This window comes from Bradyrhizobium sp. 35 (genome assembly GCF_023073215.1).
GTDB classification, from domain to species: domain Bacteria; phylum Pseudomonadota; class Alphaproteobacteria; order Rhizobiales; family Xanthobacteraceae; genus Bradyrhizobium; species Bradyrhizobium canariense_D.
Window position 1 is genome coordinate 56,926 of the sequence record NZ_JADPJC010000157.1, and the last position, 17,850, is coordinate 74,775.

Below are 17,850 nucleotides of genomic sequence, written 5' to 3' on the forward strand. Positions count from 1 at the left end.
TGCACCATGGTAGACGCAAACACGGCCGTTCGACCAGCGCCCGCATTGCTGCCCGCGCTTGGCGCCACGACCCTCATTGCAGGCGCTGGTGGCTCTGGCTCTGTTCGCGCCGGGCGTGGTGGCACCGCGCGCCCATATCGAGGTCTGGCAGCTCTCGATGTTCTCCTGCGCCGTGTTCGCGGTCGGCATTCCCGCCTCGTTCTGGGGCGGCGGCTTCATCGCCCGCCTGGGCTCGATGCGGATCGCGAGCCTCTGCGCGGCGGCGATCATCGCCAGCATGGCGCTGGCTTCGCTCGGCTCGACGGCGGCCCTGCTCGCAGCCGGCCTCTGTCTTGGCCTCGCCTTCGGACCGGAGACGCCCGCAAGCGCGGTGCTGCTGGCGCGGCTCGTGACGGCCGAGCGGCGCGCGTTCGTGTTCTCGGTTCGCCAGACCGGAAACCAGATCGGCGCCGTCTGCGGCTCGCTGGTTCTGCCCGCGATCGCAATCTCGCTCGGGCCCGCCTGGTGCTATGCCGCCGTGGGCGCCTGTGCGCTGCTGGCGATAGCGTGGTTCGAGCGCCTGCGGCCCGCCTACGCCGTCAAGGTCGTGCCACTGCCGGAGCTTAGCCTTCGCACGCGGCTGGCACTGGTGATCGCGGACCGGCGCATCGCAATGCTGGCGCTGGCCTCGATGCCCTTCAGCGCGATGCAGGTGTCGCTCAATACGGTCTTCGTCACGCTCGGCACCCGCGAGCTCGGCCTCAGCCATGTCGAGGCCGGCATGGCGCTTGCTTGCGCCCAGGCCGGCGGCCTGATCGGCCGGCTCGGCTGGGGCTTCGTCGCAACGCGCCTCAATGCCTCGCGCGGAGTTCTCGTCGTCATCGGCCTCGGTATGACGTTCTGCGCCGCGCTGCTGGGTCTCGATGGCGTATCGCTCGGGCGGACCGGCCAGTTCGCGATTGCAACTCTGTTCGGCCTGACGGCCTCCGGGTGGAACGGTGTCTTCGTCGCCGAGATCGCACGCCTCGCCCCGCAGGACAGGATTGGCGAAACCACCGGCGCGGTGCTGACCGCATCCTACGCCGGCCTCTTGGCAGCACCGGCGCTGGTGTCCTTCCTGGACAGCGCAGCCAGTCTCGGTGCCGCCTTCTTCGCCTTGGCTTGCCTCGCCCTCTGCGGCACATTGGCACTGGTCTGGGGAGGCCATGACAAAGGGAAGAAGTAGCGCGTGCGAGATTGCGGCCGACGTCTCCGCCGGACGAACGAGTGCGGTCGAGACCGCCAAGGCCGCGCTTGCGCGCATCGAGGCCGCCAAGGCGCTGAACGCAGTGGTGACGACCGCTCCTGCGCGTACGCTTGCCGACGCCGCAGCGGTCGATGATCGCCTGCGTGCCGGCGAGACGATGCCGCTCGCCGGTGTCCCCGTCGTCGTCAAGGACAACATCTGGGTCCGTGACTGGCGTGTGACACAGGGCTCGCGCCTGTTCGCCGAATTCGTCGCGCCGCAGGATGCGATTGCGATCGAGCAGCTGCGCAAGGCCGGCGCCGTCGTCGTCGGCATCGGCGCAACGTCGGAATTCGCCTGCAAGGGCGTGACCACCTCGCCGCTGTATGGGCCAACGCGGCATCCGCTGGATCCCACGTTGACGCCCGGCGGCTCGTCGGGCGGCCCTGCCACGGCGGTTGCGGCCGGCCTCGTGCCGCTAGCGATCGGCACCGATGCGGGCGGCTCGAGCCGCAGGCCGCCGGCCCATGTCGGCGTCGCGGGGTTCAAACCGTCCTATGGCGCGATCCCCTATGGGCCAGGCTTCGCCGAACCGTTTTTCGGCCTCTCCGTCATCGCGCCGATCGCCACTGACGTTGCCGATATCGCGCTGGCGTTCGAGGCCATGGCCGGCGTCGATCCGCGCGATCCGGATTCAGCCGGCATCGCTCAAGAGGCCAAAAACATCGCCGGTCTGCGCATCGCGTTCTCGCCGCGCCTTGGGCTCGACGTCGCCGTCGACGATGTTGTCGCTGAAGGGCTCGCTTTCGCCATCGCGCGTCTCTCCGCCGCTGGCCTCAGCATCGCGCAGCGCGATCCCGTCTGGCCGGCGGGCGCGACGGAAGAGGCTATCATGCCGCTTCAGCAGGCCGGCCTCGCCGCACTCTATCGAGATGCCTTCCGCGAGGATCCGACCGTGTTCGATCCTGACATCGCCAGACAGATCGAGCGAGGGCTGTCGTGGTCGGGCGCCGACGTTGCCGGTGCGCTGCTGGCAAGCGCCGCAATCGCCAATGCTTTCGCGGCATTCTTCACCGAGGTTGATCTGCTGCTGGCGCCAACCGTTCCCTGTGTCGCCTGGCCATTCACCCAGCTCGGACCCGACATGATCGGTGGCCGCGCGGCGAGCCCGCGCGCGCACGCGGCGTTAACGCCCTTTGTCAATCATGCTCGTCTGCCGGCGATTTCGCTGCCGTGCGGAACGGATCGGTGCGAACTTCCATTCGGCCTTCAGGTCATCGCCGCGCGCGGACAAGACCGCACGCTGCTTGAAGCAGCGCAAGAGATCGAGGCCATATTGCGAACATAATCCCGAGAGGCGGGCGGTGGGCTAATTGCCCGCTCAGTCTCCCAGCGGCCCTTTGGCGTCCCCGTCGCTCCCCTTCAGCAACTCGTATTTGATCCGCCGCATGCGCGCCTGGGCTTCGAGCGGTTTGCAATAGGCAGTTGACGCCGCAAGCAGATCGATGGTGGCGAGAAATGCATAGCGCGACGCCGTCGGCTTGAGCGCGTCGGGCGCCTCGGGCACGTGTACGCCAAGCGCAATATCGGCGATCGAGGCCAGCCTGCTTTGCGGCTTGGTAATTGCGATGACCAAGGCGCCGTATTGCTTGGCGATACTGGCTGCCTCGATCACCTCGTTGGCTGCACCGGTGGTCGAGATGGCAACGACGACATCATCCCGTCCGAAGGTCGCGGCAATCATGCGCATCAAGCTCGGATCGGAGGCATGCGAGACGGCAATCCCAAGACGAAAGAACCGGTTCTGAACCTCCGCCGCCGCAAGAGTGGAACCGCCCCCCACCCCGAACGCTGCAAGCTTCGAACAGCGGGAGATAGCTTCGGCAGCCCGCTCGATGTCCTCCTTGCGAAGTCCCTCCTCGGCAGCGGCAATTGCACGGCGAATTTCCTGAAACACCGACCGCCAGAGCGCGGGGCGCGCCAGATCGGTCCCGACATGCGGGGGAAGCTCAACGTAAATCCGCCCGACCGCCATTGCTTGAGCCAGCCTCACCTTGAGGTCGCGGACGCCCCGGCAACCGACGGAGCGGCTGAACCGGGTTACCGTCGGCTCGCTGACGCGCGCCCGACGGGCCAACTCGGAATTGCTGGCGTGAACGGCAAACTCCATATCGGCCAGCAGCACCGTGGCAACGCGTTGCTCGGACGGGCTGAGGCTTAGAGCGCTCTGCCTGATGAGGGAGATGATGTCGCCGGCCACGACATTGTCGTCGCCGGGCGGCTTCGAGATTGCTGCACCAACGGCTCTCGCCGGGTGATTTCGCTTTGCACGCGCCATTGCCCGCCCTTTCCCAGGTCAGATCAACCTGCGCCCTTGGCAAGAAGCTGCCGTAAGAAACCTTCAGCATCGACCAAACGTATATCGGCATGCCACATCAATAACAGCATTTTCTGCTTGATAATTGCCAAATTGTGTATGTAACTTTCAAACAAGCAATAGCGTGCCGTCAGCCCAACAGCTGAAAGGCACATCCCTGCACCGGGAAGCAGGCGGCTCAACAAGGCGGGAGGGCGATCATGAGATACGGTCCAAGTGTCTTGATGCGTGGCGTCGTGGGGCTGGCCACCGCGTCATTTTTGATTGCGCAGGCCAATGCCGCCACCCTGCTACGCGAAGCCACCATCGGAGAACCGCCGCCGCTCGATGTCATGCTGACGACCGCCGACGTCGCATCGGTCATCGGCCGCCACATCTTCGAGACCCTGTATGCGCTAGACTCGACCTATACGCCGCGTCCGATGCTGGCCGAGAGCGATCGCACGGAAGACGGCGGTCGGACCATCGTCATCAAGCTCCGCGAAGGAGTCCTCTTCCACAACGGCAAGGAGATGACCGCCAAGGACGTAGTCGCCTCGATGACGCGATGGGGCAGTTTCGGTGCACGCGGCAAGCTCCTGATGGCGGCGGCTACGTCGGTCGAGGCGACCGGAAAGTATGAAGTCACGCTGAAATTGTCCGCGCCGAACGGCGCCTGGAAGGCTCTCATTGCGGACGTCAATGGCGGTCTTGCGATCTATCCGGAAGACATAGCCGCCAAAGCGGGGAACCGGCCGATCGAGCAGAAGGACTATATCGGCACCGGGCCCTACAAGTTCGTGGAGTGGCGGCCGAACCGCTATGTCGAGGTGGAGAGGTTCGAGGGCTACAAGCCGGTGAAGGAAAAGGGTGACGGCTTCGCCGGCGCCCGCGTTGCGAGCTTCGACAAGATCCGGTTCATTCCGGTGCCTGACGTCGGCACGCGCGTGAGCGGCGTGCAGGCGGGTGACTACGACTATGCGGAAATGATCTCCGGCGATCTGTACGAGTCCCTGAGCAAAGATCCATCGGTCCAGGTGCAGCGTACCAACGCGCCGATCTTCGGCCTTTTCTTCATGAACTCGAAGCAGGGAATCCTGAAGGACAATTACAAGCTCCGCCGCGCCATCCAGACCGCGCTGGACAAGTCGCAGGCGCTGCGCGTCGCCTTCGGTCCCAAAGACCTGTGGAATGCCGAAGGATCGATCTTTCCCAATGGCACCCCCTGGTACTCGACGGAAGGCGCCTCAAATTATAGTGCGCACGATCCGAAGAAGGCCAAGGAGCTCGCAAAGGAGGCGGACTACACGGGGACGCCGATCCGCCTGCTGGTCTCGACGAACTATCAGGCACACTATGACGAAGCCTCCGTCTTCACCCGTCAGCTGGCCGACGCCGGAATCAATGTTCAGATGATGGTCGTCGATTGGGCGACCCTTCTGAAGATGCGCGGCCAGCCGGAACAGTGGGACATCTTCGTCACGCACCATTCCTTCGCGCCGGACCCGCTGCTGCTCACGTTCCTGAATGCGAGTTATCCCGGCTGGTGGGACAGCCCCGAGATCGGCTCGCTTCGGGCCGAGTTGATCAACACGACCGATCCAGCCGCGCGCAAGTCGACATGGGACAAGATCCAGTCGCTGATCTATGAGCAGGTACCGGTGATGAAAGTAGGCGATGCCTACACCTACGACATTGCTTCTCCCAAGCTCAAGGGGCTCAACCCAAACGGTCCGGTGTTCTGGAATGTGTCCACGAAATAAGGACGGGCAATGAGGCCGCGAGGACTGTCGAGCGCCGGCGCCGGCGCGCATCGTTGCCGCTGACAGGCGCCCAATCACATGTGGTCTTACGCATTCAAGCGCGCAGGAACGACGGCGGTGACGCTGCTGGCAGCGTCCATCATCATCTTCGCGTTCATCCATATCGTGCCGGGTGACCCGATCTATGTTTTGCTCGGTGATACCGCGACTCCCGACCAGATCGACGCCTTGCGACACCAGCTCGGTCTCGACCAGCCGATCATCCTGCAATATCTCACTTGGGCCGGCCATGTGCTCGAGGGCGACCTCGGGCGGTCGATCTTCTTCCAGGCGCCCGTGCTGTCGATGATTGCCGATGGCGCCGAGACCAGCACCTTGCTCGCCACCATCACGATGATCTGGGTTGCCGTCATCGGCGTGCCGATCGGAATGATTGCGGCGGTCCGGCACGGCACGTGGCTCGATCAGGGATTGTCCGGTGGGGCGATGCTGATGGCCTCGATACCCACGTTCTGGGTCGGGCTCTATCTGATCCTGATCTTCGCCGCGTGGCTCGGCTGGTTTCCGAGCTCCGGCTATCCGTCGATCTTCGAAGGCGGTGTCGTCAATCTCCGCTATCTCGTCCTCCCCAGCCTGGCGCTTGCGGCTCCGAATGCTGCTTTGATCCTGCGGCTGACGCGCGCCAGCATGCTCGACGTCTCCCGGGAGGACTACGTGCGCACGGCGCGGGCAAAGGGAATCCGGCCGTGGCAGGTCGTGCGCCGCCACATCTGGCGCAATGCACTCCTGGCGGTCGTCTCGGCCTTCGGCTTCACCTTCGCCGCGCTGCTGTCCGAGGCGGTGGTGACCGAAACCGTGTTTGCCCTGCCCGGCATCGGCCGCCTCGTCGTTCAGTCGATCCTTCGCCGAGACTACCCTGTGATCCAGGGCGTCATCCTGGTCATCGTGGTGGTTTATCTCCTGATCAATCTGATCGTCGATCTGAGCTATCGTCTGCTCGATCCGCGGGTTGAACTTCAATGAGCAGCAACAGCGTGACATTGTGGCTCAAGCCGTTCATCGCCCGCCCGATCGCGCTGGCCGGGCTCGGCGTCCTTCTGGCGACTGTGCTCGCCGCGGTCTTCGCACCCTGGCTGTCGCCTTACGATCCGTATGCCATCGATCCCCTGATCCGCCTGACGCCCCCGAACATGACCCACTGGTTCGGCACCGACCAATTCGGCCGGGATACCCTGTCGCGCACCATTCATTCAGCACGCATGGCACTTTTGATCGGCTCGGGCGTGGTCGTCTTCGCTCTCGCGACAGGCGTTCCGGCCGGCGTACTTTCCGCACTGTTCCCGCGGCTGGGTCACCTGCTGATGCGCATGGTCGACGTGCTGATGGCCTTCCCGACTCTGCTTCTCGCACTTGGCCTGATTGTCATCTTGAGCCCGAGTGTGGCCACCGTCATTCTGGCCATTGGGATCGGCTACATGACGACGACGACCCGCATCGTCTACGGACTGACGCTGCGCTTGCGCGCGGAAACCTATGTCGAGGCGTCCCGCAGCATGGGCGCCGGAGCGGCATGGCTCATCAGTCGGCACATCTTGCCGAACCTGGTCTCGCCACTTCTCGTGCAGGCCAGCTTCGTCTTCGCGTTCGCGCAGCTCGGCGCGGCTTCACTCGATTTCCTGGGCCTCGGCGCCCCTCCGGACATTCCGAGCTGGGGCAATATGCTGGCGGAGTCACGGACCTTCATCACCCGCGCGCCGTGGCTGCTCTTCTTCCCGGGCATGATGATCGTGGCGACGGCATTTTCTCTGAACCTGGTCGGCGATGCATTGCGCGATCGACTCGATCCGCGGTTCCGTCAAGTCTTTGGTGAGAAGGGTTAGGCCGTGCTGACAGTTTGCGACCTTACGGTGTCAGTGGGGCCGGAAACCGCGCCGGTCGACATCGTCGCGGGCGTGTCCTTCGGCTTGGCCAAGAGCGAAATCCTCGGCCTCGTCGGCGAGTCCGGCTGCGGAAAGAGCATGACCTCGCTTGCGGTCATGGGATTGCTGCCGCAGCCCGGTCCCCGAGTCCGGGCCGGGCGCGTCCTGTTGGAGGGCTGCGACGTAACGCAGCTGCAGCCCTGGCAACGTGTCGAAGCGGGCCACGGCCGCATGGCAATGATCTTTCAGGAGCCGATGACCTCACTGAACCCTGTTCGTCGGATCGGCGATCAGATCGCCGAAGCCGTACGCGTGCATGAGGGAATTTCGGGCGCAGCGGCGCTGGTCCGTGCGCGCGAACTGCTCGAACTGGTACGTATGCCGGACCCCAAAATGCAGCTGTCCGCGTATCCCCATCAGTTGTCCGGAGGCCAACGCCAGCGGGTCATGATCGCGATTGCGCTGGCCTGCAGGCCACAGGTGCTGGTCGCCGACGAACCGACCACTGCGCTGGATGTCACCATACAGGTTCAGATTCTCGGGCTCTTGCGCGAGCTCTGCAATCGGCTCGATATGGCGATATTGTTCATCACTCACGACATGGGAGTCATTGCGCAGCTCGCCGATCGTGTCGCTGTCATGTACGCCGGCCAGATCGTGGAAACCGCTTCAGTCGATGCGCTGTTCGGCGCACCCCGTCATCATTACACCCGCGGACTGATGGATTGCATGCCGTCGCGAAATTCCGGCGCGCGCCGGCTGCCGACCATTTCTGGTCAGCCGCCGCTGCCAGGTTCGGTCGCCGCTGGCTGCGTGTTTGCCTTGCGTTGCGCAGCGGTGCGCGATGAGTGCCGCGTGGCGACCCCGCCCCGCCTGGAGGCTTCCCAAGGGCACGAGGTGCTCTGCGCGTTTCCGCTGGCCGGCGGAGAGCTGCCATGAGCGGCAATGTAATCCTCGAGGTCCGGGACATGATGGTCTCGTTCAGTGCCAGGCGGGCCGGTCGGAAATACCGGGTGCAGGCGGTGGATGGTGTATCGCTGTCGCTGGCCGAAGGCGAGGTCCTCGGGATCGTGGGCGAGTCCGGCTGCGGCAAGACCACGCTGGGCCGAGCCCTCGTCGGGCTGGTCCAGCCCGACAGCGGCAACTTCAATTTGAAGGGAACCGAAATGATCGGAGCCCGCGGCTCCGGCCTCCGCGAGATGCGTCTGAGCGTCCGGATGGTTTTCCAGGACCCCAATGCATCGCTCAACCCGCGGCGCGCAATTGGAGATTCGGTGGCGGAGGCGGCCGACATCAGCGGCTTCTTCAAGAACCGCGCCGAGCGCAGCGCGGCCATAGCTGCCACCTTGACGGCCGTCGGGTTGAACCCGTCTTTCGCCGCTCGCTACCCCTACGAACTGAGTGGCGGGCAACGGCAACGGGTCGGAATCGCACGCGCCATTCTTCCCACGCCGTGCATCATCGTCGCCGACGAGCCGGTCTCGGCCCTCGACGTGTCCGTGCAGGCCCAAGTGCTCAATCTGATGATGGATCTGCGTGACCAATTGAGACTGTCGATGCTCTTCATCTCGCACGACCTTGGCGTGATCGGGCAGATCAGCAGCCGCGTTGCTGTCATGTATATGGGCCGCATCGTGGAGCAGGCCGGGACGCGGACGGTCCTGGATCATCCGCTCCATCCCTATACGCGCGCGTTGGTGGCGGCAATTCCGAAGCCCGATCCATCGAAACGGATCCAGGGCGCGATCGAAATGGGTGAACCGCCAAGCCTCTTCACGCGACCGCACGGCTGTGCATATGCGCCCCGCTGCCCTATGGCCAGCGATCGCTGTCTCGTCGATGTGCCACAACTTCGATTTGTCGGTGCGGACGGTCGGACGATCGCCTGCCACAACGTATAACCAGCGAGTGCCGCGCGCCGCGAAATGACGCAACGCCTACGATTGATTTCTCCTCTATTCGAGCGATCCAATTCAAGCGGCGGCAGTCCGCGGCCGCCATGCGGCTGGCGGGTGCAAATCGGGAAGCCTGACGCCTGTTGCACCGCGATGTTAATCGCGACGCAACATTCAAAATGAGACTGCCCGTTAAGCCGCGCACGGCTCCAGCACGTGCGCTGCATCGGAGTTCGGTTAGCCTCCGTTTCAAGCACCGTTAGCCTTGTCCGAACGCCGCACCGCGCGGCGGGCGCGTCAAGGCGCGGTGAAAAACAGTGACAAGAACGCCCAGGGAGGAGAGCAATGTTGAAAGGCAGTCTAGGACTGATCGCGTTGAGCAGCCTGTTACTTTCGGGCACCGCCTTCGCACAGGAGAAGATCAAGGTCGGCGTCACCGCGACGCTCGAAGGCACCTACACCGTACTCGGCGAGGACGGCATCCGCGGCTTCCAGACGGCCCTCAACGTCCTCGGCAAGAAGGTCGGCGACAAGGAACTCGAATTTGTCATCGCCTCGACCGACGCGACGCCGGACTCCGCCGTGCGAGCCGTGCGCAAGCTGATCGAGCAGGACAAGGTACAGATCCTGCTGTCGCCGCTCTCTGGTGACGAAGGCATCGCGGTCAAAAATTTTGCAAAGACCCATCCCGAACTGACCTTCATCAACGCCGCCTCCGGGGCCCAGGAAACGACCTATGTCGATCCGGCTCCGAACTTTTTCCGCTACAACATGGACGGTGCGCAGTGGCAGGTGGGCCTCGGCAAATATGCTTATGACGAAAAGAAGTATCGCAAGATCGCGACCGTCGGCGAAGACTACTCCTTCATCTATACGCAGGTGTTCGGCCTCGTGCTCGAGTTCTGCGGTGCCGGCGGACAGGTCACCAACCGGCAATGGGTGCCGCTCGGCACCAAGGACTTTGCCTCGGTCATCGCCGCACTGCCCGACGACGTCGACGCAATCTATCTCGGCCTCGGCGGCGCCGACGCCGTCAACTTCCTGAATCAGTACCAGCAGGCCGGCGGCAAGGCGCATCTGATGGGCGGCTCGATCATGATCGACCAGACCATCCTGTCGTCCAAGGGAAACGCCAAGAATGCCCTGATCGGCACGCTGGCCGCGAGCGGCCAGGCCGACACTTGGGAGAACCCAAGTTGGCAGAAGTTCGTGAAGGACTATCAGGACGCCTTCCCGCCCAACAAGCGCTTCCCGAGCCCATCGCTGCTCGCCACCAACTATTACGGCTCGACCATGGCGCTGATCCAGGCGCTCCGCCAGGTCAATGGCGATCTCTCCAACAATCAGGCCAAGTACAAGGAGGCCCTTGCCAAGATCGAGATCGACGCACCCAACGGCAAGATCAAGCTGGACTCCAACCGCCAGGCGATCGGCACCAACTTTGTCACCGAGGTCGTCGACGACGGCAAGGGCGCGCTGTTCTCAAAGGTCGTGAAGGTGATCCCGGACGTCAACCAAACGCTGGGCTACGATCCCGCGGTGTTCGCCAAAATCGGTTTGCCGAGCCGCACAGTACCGGAATGTAAGAAATACTGACCTAGTCTCATTCGCGAGCGATGACCGGCCGGGGAGAGATTTGCCAGAAGCGCGACACGTGCGCCCTTGCATTCTCTCCTCGGTTGTTGAACGCTACCAAAAAATACCAAGAGCTTTTGGGAGGAGAGGCATGAGCCGGGCGCTCGCCGTCTTCCACGGCCGCTTTGGTCGGGCGACGGTCTATCAGTTGAACCGCCCTTTCAACATCCACGCACATCGCGAAGGTCATTTGATCTTCCATGTCGGCGGGCGTTCCGCATGCATCGATGTCAGTGACGGACGTTACGAGCTCACCGAAGGTTCCGTCGTCGCGGTCAATCCGTGGGAGCCGCATAATTTCCTGCCGTCCGATCTCGAAGGCGGCGCCGTTTTCTTCGTGCTCTACGTCAATGCGGAGTGGTTTGCGCCCGACGCGCCCGGCGCCGACCGCCTGCGCTTCGGCCGCACCCAGTTCACGCGGTCCGTTGCGCTGGACAAGCACATCAGGCACGCAGCCGCCCTCGTGTGCGGCGCTCCCTCGCTCAACAGCCTCGATGGCGAGCTGAGAAGCCTGATCGACATCTGTTATGACGAAAGCTGGCAACAGGCGGTGACCGCGCGCGATCCGCGCGCAAACGGTTCCGTCACGGATTTTCGTGTGCGCAAGTGCATCAAGATGATGTCGGAGAGTCCTGGCGCCGAGATCGAGCTCGATACCATCGCGCGCGAATCTGGCCTTTCCCGGCCGCATTTCTACCGGCTCTTCCGCACCCAGACCGGCGTCACGCCACACCTCTATCTCAACACGCTGATGATGGAGCAGGCGCTGGAGGCGCTGGTGGCGAGCGAAGCGCCGATCGCCGATATCGGCTTCGATCTCGGCTTCTCGTCGCAGAGCGGATTCACCCGCTTCTTCGCTGCCAATGTCGGCATGGCGCCGACCGATTATCGCCGCGCGGCCAAGGTTTTGCGCGCCTGAGGTCACGCGAAAAGATACTCACGATCAAGCGCCTCCGTTACAGCCGCATTAGGATGCGACAAACGCGATCCCGAAACGAGGATCGCGCGCGATAGGGAGCGCACGTTCATGGCAGGGCTTGCGGCCGGCGACGGTCTGCGTGCCCCTCCGCCCCGCTTGCGGGGTGAGAGATGGGGTGACGCGAAGACGGAGCGGCGATCATGACCCGCTTTGTCGAACGCCATCCCGCCTGGGCACTGATTGTCATCATCGCAATCGCGGTAGCACTTTGGCTAATTTTCGCAGTGTGGCCGCAGAGCGTCGAAGATGCGTTCGGCCGCAAGCGGGTCTTCCTCAACGCGCTCTTCAACGGCATCACGCTCGGCGGTCTCTATTTCCTCGTCGCCAGCGGCTTTACGCTGATCTTCGGCTTAATGCGTAACGTCAACCTCGCGCACGGCTCGCTCTATTTGTTCGGCGGCTATGTCGGCTACGCCATCAGCGTCGCGACCGGTTCATGGGTCCTCAGCTTCATCGTCGCTTTCATCCTGACGGCACTGGTCGGCGTCCTGCTCCAGGTCCTCGTCTTCCGCCGCATGGAAGGCCAGGACCTGCGCCAGACCATGGTGACGATCGGACTCTCGATCGTGTTCGCCGATTTGATGCTGTGGGCATGCGGTGGCGATTTCTATCAGATCCAGACCCCGAACTGGCTGATCGGACCTGTGGAGCTGCCGCTGGTCACTGCGGTCAAGTCCTCAGGTGAGCCGGTCTATCTCCGCTATCCCCTGGTCCGACTCGTGATCTTCGTCGCCTCCGTCGTGATCGGCGTGGCGATGTGGCTGGCGCTCAACCGCACGCGCATCGGCATGATCATCCGCGCCGGGGTCGACGATCGCGACATCCTGGCTGCGACCGGAGTACGGATCCAACTCGTTTTCGTGGTGGTGTTTGCGCTCGGCGCCGGCCTCGCTGGCGTTGCGGGCGTTGTCGGCGGAACGTTCCAGTCGCTCTCACCCGGCGAGGATATCCGCTTCCTGCTCGCCTCCCTCGTCGTTGTGATCGTCGGTGGCATGGGCTCGATCCCAGGGGCTGCGCTGGGCGCGCTCATCATCGGCCTCGCCGAACAGCTCGGCTCGGTCTACATCCCGACCTACGCCATCGTCGTGACCTTCCTGATCATGGTTTTGGTGCTGGCAATTCGGCCGCAGGGCCTGTTGACGAGGCGCTGACATGTCCCTAGCCCACGACGCCCGCGTCCCGGTTCGTCCCGCCACTGCGGTGCAGCGCTCGAAATTGCGCGGATGGCCGGAGATCGACAATCCGGCGGCCTGGGCCGTCGCGGCCATTCTCCTAATCATGCCCCTGATCGCCAACGGCTTCTTCCTGATCGAGATCTTTGCGACCACGCTGATCCTCGGAACCATGGCGCTGAGTCTGATGTTTCTTGCCGGCTATGGCGGCATGGTCAGCCTGATGCAGCTCACCATCGCGGGTTTCTCCGCCTATATGGTCGCGGTGTTTGGCGTCAGCGGCAACGCCAATATCAGCCTGGGCTGGCCGTGGTGGCTTGCGGTCCCAATGGCGCTCGCGCTCGCGACCATATTCGGCACGCTCGGCGGCGCGCTGGCGGTGCGCACCGAGGGCATCTACACCATCATGATCACGCTCGCGATCGGCGCGGCGTTCTATTATTTCACTAACCAGAACTGGGCGATCTTCAACGGTCATACCGGCATCAATACCGTTGCCACACCGCATTTCTGGGGCGTCAACTGGCGCGCCGACATTCCATTCTACTATATCGTCCTCGCAGTAGCCGCGCTGTGCTACTTCGCCGTCGACTACATCTCCCGCGCACCGTTCGGCCTCGCGTTGCAAGGTGTCCGCGACAATCCCCGCCGCATGGCGGCACTCGGCTTCAACGTCAATGCGCATCGCGTCGCGGCCTACGTCTTGGCGTCCTTCGTCGCGGCGCTGGCAGGGGTACTCCAGGTCTGGAATTACCGGCAGATTTCGCCGGGATCCGTGAGCGTTGGGGCCTGCATCGATATCCTCATCATCGCAGTCGTCGGCGGCATCACGCGTCCCATCGGACCCTTTATCGGCGCGCTGATCTTCGTACTGCTGCGGACCTTCGCACTCGACTTCCTGGTCAAGCTGGGGCTCGACGGCAACCGCTTTCGGCTCCTGATCGGCCTCGGCTTCCTCGCTATCGTGTTCTGGTCCTCGGACGGCGTCATCGGACTCTGGCAGAGCTGGCGGCGCCGCCAACGCTCCGGCGCGGCAAGTTCAAGCGGACGACGTGGCCGAGAATCTGACCAAGGATCCAGCCAAGGATCCCACCATGGATAGCGTCGCGCAACGCCTCTCTGTCGTGGGCGCCGGCGCGGCGCTGGAGCTGCGCGGCGTGACACGTCTGTTCGGCGCGCTGGCGGCACTCACCGACATCACCATTACCGTCCGCCCCGGCGAACGGCGCGCCGTGCTTGGCTCTAACGGCGCCGGCAAGACTACGCTGTTCAACTGCATCACCGGCGACTTCCCACCTTCTTCCGGCACCATCCGCTTCTTCGGCGAGGACGTCACGCACTTCCCGCCCTATGAGCGCATCCGCCGTGGCCTGCGCCGGACTTACCAGATCTCCGCGCTGTTTCCGGGCCTTACCGTCCAGGACAATGTCTACCTCGCCTGCCGTGGCGTCTCACGGGGACGCTTCTCGTTTCTCCGCCCCGGTCAGAACGATGCGTTGATGCACGCGGCCGAAAATCTCGTACAGGCCGTCCATCTCTCGGGCGTGAAGGATCAGCGCGTTGCCGAGCTCGCGCATGGCCAGCAGCGCCAGCTCGAGATCGCACTTGCGCTTGCCGGCGCGCCGCGATTCGTCCTGTTCGATGAACCCGCCGCGGGGCTGTCGCCGACCGAGCGTGCCGAGCTGATCGAGATATTGACCTCCCTGCCCGCGCATATCGGCTACATCATCATCGAGCACGACATGGACGTCGCCCTGCGCGTCGTCGAGAGCGTCACGATGATGCACAACGGGCGGATCTTCAAGGAAGGCCGTCCGCAAGAGATCGAGTCCGATCCCGAAGTGCAGGAGCTTTACCTCGGAGGCGGCCATGAATGAGGTCCGCAGTACCGCCGCCGCGCTCGAAGTCCGCGGCCTGGACGTCTATTACGGCCATTCGCATGCGCTGCAGGGCGTGGATCTGACGCTCGAGGCCGGCGTGTTCTCGGTCGTTGGCCGCAACGGCATGGGCAAGACCACGCTATGCAAGGCCATCATGGGGCTGGTGCCGGTCAGCGGCGGCTCGATCCGCATCCGCGGGGATGAGATCACCCGACAGCCGCCTGCCCACATAGCCCGACTCGGCGTCGGCTACGTTCCGCAGGGACGGCGGCTGTGGCGTTCACTCAGCGTCGATGAGCATCTGCGGCTTGCCGCCGGCTTGCGCCGCGGCGCCTGGACGGTCGAGCGCATCTACAAGACGTTTCCGCGGTTGGCCGAGCGCAAGGATCACGGCGGCGGCCAGCTCTCCGGCGGCGAGCAACAGATGCTTGCGATCTCGCGCGCGTTGCTCACCAACCCGCGGCTCCTGATCATGGACGAGCCCACTGAGGGGCTCGCGCCCGTCATCGTGGCCCAGGTCGAGGAGATGCTGCTACGACTTGGCGAGGACGGCGACATGTCCGTGCTCGTGATCGAGCAGAATATCGGCGTGGCGACCGCCGTGTCGCGCAATGTCGCGATCATGGTCAACGGCCGCGTCAACCGCATCATCGATTCGGTGCGGCTTGCCGCCGATCGCGAACTGCAGCAGCGCCTGCTCGGTGTCGGAATGCACGCCGGACTCGAGCTCGACCTCGACGTGCCACCGGCGGATACGGAAGCGAAGCCTCGTCCGCAGCAGACGCGTCCAGGCGGCGCGATCCGCATCTACATGTCAAACCCGACGCCGCCGACACGGTGGTCGCAACCTGTGCCGATCGCCCGCATCGAGGCTGCGGCCCGCATGTTCTCGACACAGGTGATGCGACTCGACGAGACGGCACGGCGACGGCGCGAACCGGTCGCCGCACAAACGCAGGGCCCTCCGGTCGTCCTCGTCGTCGGTACGCTCGACACCAAGGGCACGGAGCTCCGCTTCATCCGCGACATCATCGCCGGGACCGGCCTGCGAACCCGATTGGTCGATGTCTCCACCAGCGGCAGGCACGCGGCCAGCGACGTCTCCGCCCAGGAGATTGCCTTGAACCATGGTCGCGGCGGATCGGCGGTATTCGGACCCGACCGCGGCGCCGCCGTCGCCGCGATGGCCGAGGCCTTCGCCAGCTGGTTGCGACGCCAGAACAATGTTGCCGGCGTGATTTCTGCCGGTGGCTCGGGCGCAGCGTCGCTGGTCGCGCCCGGTATGCGGATGCTTCCTGTCGGGGTGCCGAAGCTCATCGTCTCGTCCGTCGCCTCTGGCGACGTCGGGCCCTATGTCGGCCCCGCGGACATCACCATGATGCATTCGGTTACCGACGTTCAGGGCCTCAACTCGATCTCGCGCGCCGTGCTGGCCAACGGCGCCAACGCGCTGGCCGGCATGGTCAAGGCGCGCCTTGATCAGCATTCGCGGAAGGATCGCGGCGACAGCGGATTGCCGTCGGTCGGCATCACCATGTTTGGTGTCACCACGCCGGCGGGGCAGAAGATCGCGGCCGACTTGCGCGAGGATTTCGAGTGCCTGGTCTTCCACGCCACCGGCGTCGGAGGACGCTCAATGGAGAAGCTCGTCGATTCCGGACAGCTCGCAGGCGTCATCGACCTCACGACCACGGAGGTCGGCGATCTCCTGATGGGCGGCGTGTTCCCGGCCATCGACGACCGCTTTGGCGCCATCATCCGCAGCCGGGTGCCTTATGTCGGCTCGGTGGGCGCTCTGGACATGGTGAATTTCGGCGCCCCCGAGACCATCCCGGAGCGCTACCGCGGCAGGAAATTCCACGTCCACAACCCGCAGGTCACGCTGATGCGCACCACTGCAGAGGAGAACGAGCGCATGGGGCACTGGATCGCCGACCGGCTCAACCGGATGGACGGCCCGGTGCGCTTCTTCCTGCCTGAGGGCGGTGTCTCCGCGCTCGACGCGCGAGGACAGTCATTCTGGGATCCGGACGCCGATGCGGCGCTGTTCCGCACGCTGGAGCGCAACGTGCGGCAGACCGCCAACCGTCAGCTCATCCGCATTCCCAAGAATATCAATGACCCCGAGTTCGCCTCCACCATCGTCAGCGCGTTCCGAACATTGTTCGGCCGCATTGGGGCGCGCCGGAGACTAGCGAGGTGACCGATGGCCCGGTTTGAACGCGCTGCACTGTTGAATCGCTTCCGCGAGATGGCAAGGCGCGGCGAGCCCATCGTCGGCGGCGGCGCCGGCACCGGCCTGTCGGCCAAGTGCGAGGAGGCCGGCGGTGTCGACCTCATCGTCGTCTACAATTCCGGCCGCTACCGCATGGCCGGCCGAGGCTCGCTCGCGGGATTGATGGCTTACGGCGACGCCAACGCCATCGTGCTGGAGATGGCCGGCGAAGTGCTGCCCGTGGTGACCAGGACGCCAGTGCTCGCCGGCGTCAATGGCACGGATCCGTTCCGCGACATGGATCTTTTCCTGGACCAATTGAAAGCGCTCGGATTCGCTGGCGTACAAAACTTTCCGACCGTCGGCCTTATCGACGGCGTGTTCCGCGCCAATCTCGAAGAGACCGGTATGTCCTATGCCCTCGAGATCGACATGATCGCAAAGGCGCGCGAGAAGGACCTGCTGACGACGCCCTACGTCTTTAGCGAGAAGGAAGCTGCCGCGATGGCGATCGCAGGCGCGGATATCATCGTCTGTCATCTGGGCCTGACGACCGGGGGCAGCATCGGCGCGCAGACCGCACTCAAGCTGACCGATTGCCCAGCGCACATCGACACCTGGGCCTCCGCCGCGCTCGGCGTCAATCCGGACATTCTGGTGCTCGCTCACGGCGGACCAATCTCCGATCCGGACGATGCCGATTTCATCATGAGGAACACACGCAACTGCCACGGCTTCTACGGCGCCTCCTCAATGGAACGGCTGCCGGTCGAGCGGGCGCTGACGGATCAGGTTCGCAAATTCAAGGCGATCGGCGCGCGATAACGCCGAA

At 64.2% G+C, this 17,850-nt stretch carries 15 protein-coding genes and 1 pseudogene; 14 read left to right on the forward strand and 2 right to left on the reverse strand.

The window, feature by feature from the left end; genetic code table 11:
- Positions 1 to 6 precede the first annotated feature (6 nt).
- Both IVB36_RS32635 and IVB36_RS32640 read left to right on the forward strand, forming a co-directional pair.
- A pseudogene (locus tag IVB36_RS32635) lies at positions 7 to 1,204 on the forward strand (MFS transporter).
- Entirely contained in the window at positions 1,185 to 2,552 is a 1,368-nt protein-coding gene (locus IVB36_RS32640; RefSeq protein ID WP_018458749.1) for an amidase, read from the forward strand. The pseudogene IVB36_RS32635 and the gene IVB36_RS32640 overlap by 20 nt, the downstream one beginning before the upstream one ends.
- A 33-nt stretch (positions 2,553 to 2,585) precedes the next feature.
- Here the strand turns inward: IVB36_RS32640 and IVB36_RS32645 are convergent, their stop codons facing one another.
- Positions 2,586 to 3,542, reverse strand: coding sequence for a MurR/RpiR family transcriptional regulator (locus IVB36_RS32645; RefSeq protein WP_018458748.1), 957 nt, complete (start codon positions 3,540 to 3,542; stop codon positions 2,586 to 2,588).
- A gap of 23 nt (positions 3,543 to 3,565) precedes the next feature.
- Positions 3,566 to 3,766, reverse strand: coding sequence for a hypothetical protein (locus IVB36_RS32650; RefSeq protein WP_157643066.1), 201 nt, complete (start codon positions 3,764 to 3,766; stop codon positions 3,566 to 3,568).
- Positions 3,767 to 3,781: 15 nt separating this feature from the next.
- Between IVB36_RS32650 and IVB36_RS32655 the strand changes: the two genes are divergently transcribed.
- From IVB36_RS32655 to IVB36_RS32710, 12 genes are all read left to right on the forward strand, one after another.
- A complete protein-coding gene (locus tag IVB36_RS32655) occupies positions 3,782 to 5,323 on the forward strand; it encodes an ABC transporter substrate-binding protein (RefSeq protein WP_026233651.1) in 1,542 nt (513 codons plus the stop codon).
- A gap of 78 nt (positions 5,324 to 5,401) precedes the next feature.
- Positions 5,402 to 6,346, forward strand: a complete 945-nt coding sequence (locus tag IVB36_RS32660) for an ABC transporter permease (protein ID WP_247394362.1) — start codon at positions 5,402 to 5,404, stop codon at positions 6,344 to 6,346.
- Positions 6,347 to 6,357: 11 nt separating this feature from the next.
- Complete coding sequence (locus IVB36_RS32665) at positions 6,358 to 7,203, forward strand: ABC transporter permease (RefSeq protein ID WP_240543193.1); 846 nt, start codon at positions 6,358 to 6,360, stop codon at positions 7,201 to 7,203.
- Positions 7,204 to 7,206: 3 nt separating this feature from the next.
- Complete coding sequence (locus tag IVB36_RS32670) at positions 7,207 to 8,181, forward strand: ABC transporter ATP-binding protein (protein WP_247394364.1); 975 nt, start codon at positions 7,207 to 7,209, stop codon at positions 8,179 to 8,181.
- Positions 8,178 to 9,143, forward strand: a complete 966-nt coding sequence (locus tag IVB36_RS32675) for an ABC transporter ATP-binding protein (protein WP_018458743.1) — start codon at positions 8,178 to 8,180, stop codon at positions 9,141 to 9,143. The genes IVB36_RS32670 and IVB36_RS32675 overlap by 4 nt, the downstream gene beginning before the upstream one ends.
- A 339-nt stretch (positions 9,144 to 9,482) precedes the next feature.
- Positions 9,483 to 10,733, forward strand: a complete 1,251-nt coding sequence (locus IVB36_RS32680) for an ABC transporter substrate-binding protein (RefSeq protein ID WP_026233649.1) — start codon at positions 9,483 to 9,485, stop codon at positions 10,731 to 10,733.
- Between the two features lie 130 nt (positions 10,734 to 10,863).
- On the forward strand, positions 10,864 to 11,691 hold the full coding sequence (locus tag IVB36_RS32685; RefSeq protein ID WP_018458741.1) for an AraC family transcriptional regulator: 828 nt from the start codon (positions 10,864 to 10,866) through the stop codon (positions 11,689 to 11,691).
- Positions 11,692 to 11,891: 200 nt separating this feature from the next.
- Positions 11,892 to 12,902 carry a branched-chain amino acid ABC transporter permease gene (locus tag IVB36_RS32690; protein ID WP_018458740.1) on the forward strand — a complete coding sequence of 337 codons (1,011 nt, stop codon included), beginning with the start codon at positions 11,892 to 11,894 and terminating at the stop codon, positions 12,900 to 12,902.
- A 1-nt stretch (position 12,903) separates the two neighbouring features.
- Positions 12,904 to 14,025 carry a branched-chain amino acid ABC transporter permease gene (locus tag IVB36_RS32695; RefSeq protein WP_247299699.1) on the forward strand — a complete coding sequence of 374 codons (1,122 nt, stop codon included), beginning with the start codon at positions 12,904 to 12,906 and terminating at the stop codon, positions 14,023 to 14,025.
- Positions 14,018 to 14,800 (forward strand): ABC transporter ATP-binding protein, encoded by a 783-nt coding sequence (locus IVB36_RS32700; RefSeq protein ID WP_007593014.1) that lies wholly within the window; start codon positions 14,018 to 14,020, stop codon positions 14,798 to 14,800. Before IVB36_RS32695 ends, IVB36_RS32700 begins: the two co-directional genes overlap by 8 nt.
- Complete coding sequence (locus tag IVB36_RS32705) at positions 14,793 to 17,006, forward strand: ABC transporter permease (RefSeq protein ID WP_018458737.1); 2,214 nt, start codon at positions 14,793 to 14,795, stop codon at positions 17,004 to 17,006. The genes IVB36_RS32700 and IVB36_RS32705 overlap by 8 nt, the downstream gene beginning before the upstream one ends.
- 3 nt (positions 17,007 to 17,009) lie before the next feature.
- The gene (locus IVB36_RS32710) at positions 17,010 to 17,843 is read left to right on the forward strand and encodes a phosphoenolpyruvate hydrolase family protein (protein ID WP_018458736.1); all 834 of its coding nucleotides are present in this window, start codon (positions 17,010 to 17,012) and stop codon (positions 17,841 to 17,843) included.
- Positions 17,844 to 17,850 lie beyond the last annotated feature (7 nt).

Coding starts and splice junctions, on each gene's coding strand:
- IVB36_RS32640 (WP_018458749.1), top strand. CDS start 1,185: ATGACAAAGGGAAGAAGTAGCGCGTGCGAGATTGCGGCCGACGTCTCC.
- IVB36_RS32645 (WP_018458748.1), bottom strand. CDS start 3,542: ATGGCGCGTGCAAAGCGAAATCACCCGGCGAGAGCCGTTGGTGCAGCA.
- IVB36_RS32655 (WP_026233651.1), top strand. CDS start 3,782: ATGAGATACGGTCCAAGTGTCTTGATGCGTGGCGTCGTGGGGCTGGCC.
- IVB36_RS32660 (WP_247394362.1), top strand. CDS start 5,402: ATGTGGTCTTACGCATTCAAGCGCGCAGGAACGACGGCGGTGACGCTG.
- IVB36_RS32675 (WP_018458743.1), top strand. CDS start 8,178: ATGAGCGGCAATGTAATCCTCGAGGTCCGGGACATGATGGTCTCGTTC.
- IVB36_RS32680 (WP_026233649.1), top strand. CDS start 9,483: ATGTTGAAAGGCAGTCTAGGACTGATCGCGTTGAGCAGCCTGTTACTT.
- IVB36_RS32685 (WP_018458741.1), top strand. CDS start 10,864: ATGAGCCGGGCGCTCGCCGTCTTCCACGGCCGCTTTGGTCGGGCGACG.
- IVB36_RS32690 (WP_018458740.1), top strand. CDS start 11,892: ATGACCCGCTTTGTCGAACGCCATCCCGCCTGGGCACTGATTGTCATC.
- IVB36_RS32695 (WP_247299699.1), top strand. CDS start 12,904: ATGTCCCTAGCCCACGACGCCCGCGTCCCGGTTCGTCCCGCCACTGCG.
- IVB36_RS32700 (WP_007593014.1), top strand. CDS start 14,018: ATGGATAGCGTCGCGCAACGCCTCTCTGTCGTGGGCGCCGGCGCGGCG.
- IVB36_RS32705 (WP_018458737.1), top strand. CDS start 14,793: ATGAATGAGGTCCGCAGTACCGCCGCCGCGCTCGAAGTCCGCGGCCTG.
- IVB36_RS32710 (WP_018458736.1), top strand. CDS start 17,010: ATGGCCCGGTTTGAACGCGCTGCACTGTTGAATCGCTTCCGCGAGATG.